Origin of the sequence: Cellulomonas sp. A375-1, assembly GCF_001040865.1 — a bacterium.
GTDB classification, from domain to species: Bacteria; Actinomycetota; Actinomycetes; order Actinomycetales; family Cellulomonadaceae; genus Cellulomonas; species Cellulomonas gelida.
Map to the genome: position 1 here is coordinate 48,389 of NZ_LFKW01000079.1, position 3,206 is coordinate 51,594.

Here is a 3,206-nt window from a genome sequence, read left to right on the forward strand (position 1 = left end):
CGGCCTCGACGCCGTCGACGACCGCGACCGCGATCGCCAGCCCACCGGCCGTCGCGACGAGTCCCGCGAGCGCGTCGCCGAGGTCCGCGAGCGTCGGCCGCCACGCGCGCCGGTCCGGGCGCGACTCGACGGAGCCGTCCGCGCGTTCGCTCACCCGGGGCTCACCGTCCGATCAGCGGCGCGGCGGCGCAGGTCGGCGTTCGTCGGCCCCCCACCTGCGCGACTCGGGGATCTGCAGCTCGTCGCACAGCGCGTGCCACACCGAGCGCGGGTCCTCCCCGTCCTCGAGCGCGGCCGCGGCCGTCCGGTTCTCGAGCGCGCCGAGGACGAGCGTCGCGACGAGCTCGCGCCCGTGCGCGCTGCCGAGGACCTCCTCGACCAGCTCCCAGAACTCGCTGTACCTCACGGCGTCAGCCTGTCACGGACCGGGGGGTGCTCGCAGTCGACGTCGGTCCGACCGCGCCGGAGCGCAGCGCGTGTGGGCGGGGCCTGCGACGATGGCGCCGTGGTGCTCACCCGGTTCTCCGAGCCGACCCGGTCGTGGTTCTCGGGCGCGTTCGCCGAGCCGACCGCTGCCCAGCTCGGTGCGTGGGACGCGGTCTCGAGCGGGCGGCACGCGCTCGTCGTGGCGCCCACCGGCTCGGGCAAGACGCTCGCGGCCTTCCTGTGGGCCCTGGACGGCCTGCTCACCGGCAGCCCGCCCGACGACCCGGCGCTGCGCTGCCGCGTGCTGTACGTCTCCCCGCTCAAGGCGCTCGCGACCGACGTCGAGCGCAACCTGCGTTCCCCGCTCGTCGGGATCCGCCAGGCCGCGACCCGGCTCGGCACGACGCTGCCGGACGTCACGGTGGGCATCCGGACGGGCGACACGCCGCCGTCCGAGCGCCGGACGTTCGCGACGCGCCCGCCCGACGTGCTCATCACCACCCCCGAGTCGCTCTACCTGGTGCTCACGTCCGCCGCGCGCGCGGGGCTCGCGGGCGTGCAGTCGGTCATCCTCGACGAGATCCACGCCGTCGCGAGCACCAAGCGGGGTGCGCACCTCGCGCTGTCGCTCGAGCGGCTCGACGCCCTCCTGGAGGCGGGCGGGCACGCACCGGCGCAGCGGATCGGGCTGTCCGCAACCGTCCGGCCGGTCGAGCCGGTCGCGGCGTTCCTCGCGGGCGCGCGGCCGGCGCACGAGGGCGGCCGCGAGGTCGTCGTCGTGCAGCCGCCCTCGACCAAGAAGATCGCCGTCGACGTCGTCGTACCCGTCCCCGACCTGACGGACCTCGCGACCGCTCCCACAGGCAACGACTCCACGGCCGACGACGGTCCCGACCTGTCGGGTCCCGCGGCCCGCCCGCACCGCCGCGCGTCGGTCTGGCCGCACGTCGAGGAGCGCGTGGTCGACCTCGTGGCCGAGCACCGCTCGACCCTCGTCTTCACGAACTCACGGCGTGGCGCCGAGCGCCTCACGTCCCGCATGAACGAGGTGTGGGCCGAGCGGCAGGGCCTCGACGTCGCCGACCCGGGCGAGCTGCGGGCCGCTGCGGTGCCCGGTCAGTCCGGGACGGGCGTCGGAGTCGACACGCGCGACGCCCAGGGCATCCTCGCGCGCGCCCACCACGGGTCGATGAGCCGTGCGGAGCGCACCCGCACTGAGTCGGAGCTCAAGGCGGGCGTACTGCCTGCCGTCGTCGCGACGAGCTCGCTCGAGCTCGGGATCGACATGGGCGCCGTCGACCTGGTCGTGCAGGTCGGCGCCCCGCCGTCGGTCGCCAGCGGGCTGCAGCGCATCGGCCGCGCGGGGCACCAGGTCGGCGCGGTGTCGCGCGGCGTGGTGTTCCCGACGTACCGCGGCGAGCTCGTCGCGGCGGCGGTCACCGCTCAACGCATGCGCACGGGCGAGCTCGAGCCGCTGTCGGTACCGAGCAACCCCCTCGACGTGCTCGCGCAGCAGGTCGTGGCGATGGTCGCGGTCGACGACTGGCCCGTGGACGAGCTCGCGCGCGTGGTCCGGCGCGCCTCGCCGTTCGCCCAGCTCGGCGACGCGACTCTGCGGGCCGTGCTCGACATGCTCGCCGGGCGCTACCCCAGCGAGGAGTTCGCCGAGCTGCGCCCCCGCCTGGTGTGGGACCGCGTGCGCGACGTCCTCACGGGCCGCCCCGGCGCGTTGCGGCTCGCGGTCACCAGCGGCGGGACGATCCCCGACCGCGGGCTGTACGGCGTGTTCCTGGCGTCGGGCTCCGCGGACGGCGTCCCGGTGGACCCCGAGGTCTCGGGCGGCCGGACGCGCGGCGGCAAGCGCGTGGGTGAGCTCGACGAGGAGATGGTCTACGAGTCGCGTGCGGGCGACACCTTCACGCTCGGGTCCAGCACGTGGCGGATCGAGGAGATCACGACCGACCGCGTGCTCGTCTCGCCCGCGCCAGGCCTGCCGGGGCGCCTGCCGTTCTGGAAGGGCGACTCCCCCGGCCGGCCAGCGGCGCTCGGGCAGGCGATGGGTGCGTGGGTGCGCGAGCTCGTCGCGCTCGACGACGAGGACGCGCGGCTCGCGGCGACGGCGGCCGGCCTCGACGCGTGGGCGGCCGACAACCTGCTCGCCTACCTGCGCGAGCAGCGCGCGGCGACGGGCGAGGTGCCGAGCGACACCGCGGTCGTCGTCGAGCGGTTCCGCGACGAGCTCGGCGACTGGCGCATCGTCATCCACTCGCCCTACGGCGCACGCGTGCACGCCCCGTGGGCCGTCGTGCTGGGCGCACGGCTGCGCGAGCGCTACGGCGTGGACGCCGCGGCGATGCACTCCGACGACGGCATCGTCCTGCGGCTGCCGGACATGCTCGACGCCGAGCTGGACGAGGCGTGGCCGCTCGACGGGCGTGGCGACGTGGCCGCGGTCGGCGGCGGGCCCGGCCTCGACCTGGCGGACCTGCTCGTCGATGCCGACGACGTCGTCGCGCAGGTCCGCGCCGAGCTCGGCTCGTCGGCGCTGTTCGGCGCACGCTTCCGCGAGGCCGCCGGGCGCGCGCTCCTGCTCCCCCGGCGTCGGCCGGACCGGCGCAGCCCGCTGTGGCAGCAGCGCCAGCGCGCCGCGCAGCTGCTGTCGGTCGCGGCGCAGTACCCCGACTTCCCGATCCTGCTCGAGGCGACGCGCGAGTGCCTGCAGGACGACTTCGACACCGGCGCGCTGGCCGAGCTGATGCGCGGCATCGCGGCGGGCCGCG

General features: G+C 76.3%; 2 protein-coding genes. One reads left to right on the forward strand and one right to left on the reverse strand.

Features of this window, described 5'->3' with window-relative positions:
- Nucleotides 1-172: 172 nt before the first annotated feature.
- Complete coding sequence (locus CWIS_RS08980) at nucleotides 173-406, reverse strand: DUF3046 domain-containing protein (protein WP_048342928.1); 234 nt, start codon at nucleotides 404-406, stop codon at nucleotides 173-175.
- A gap of 99 nt (nucleotides 407-505) precedes the next feature.
- Between CWIS_RS08980 and CWIS_RS08985 the strand changes: the two genes are divergently transcribed.
- A partial coding sequence (locus CWIS_RS08985; RefSeq protein ID WP_048342929.1) for a DEAD/DEAH box helicase occupies nucleotides 506-3,206 on the forward strand: 2,701 nt, incomplete at its 3' end.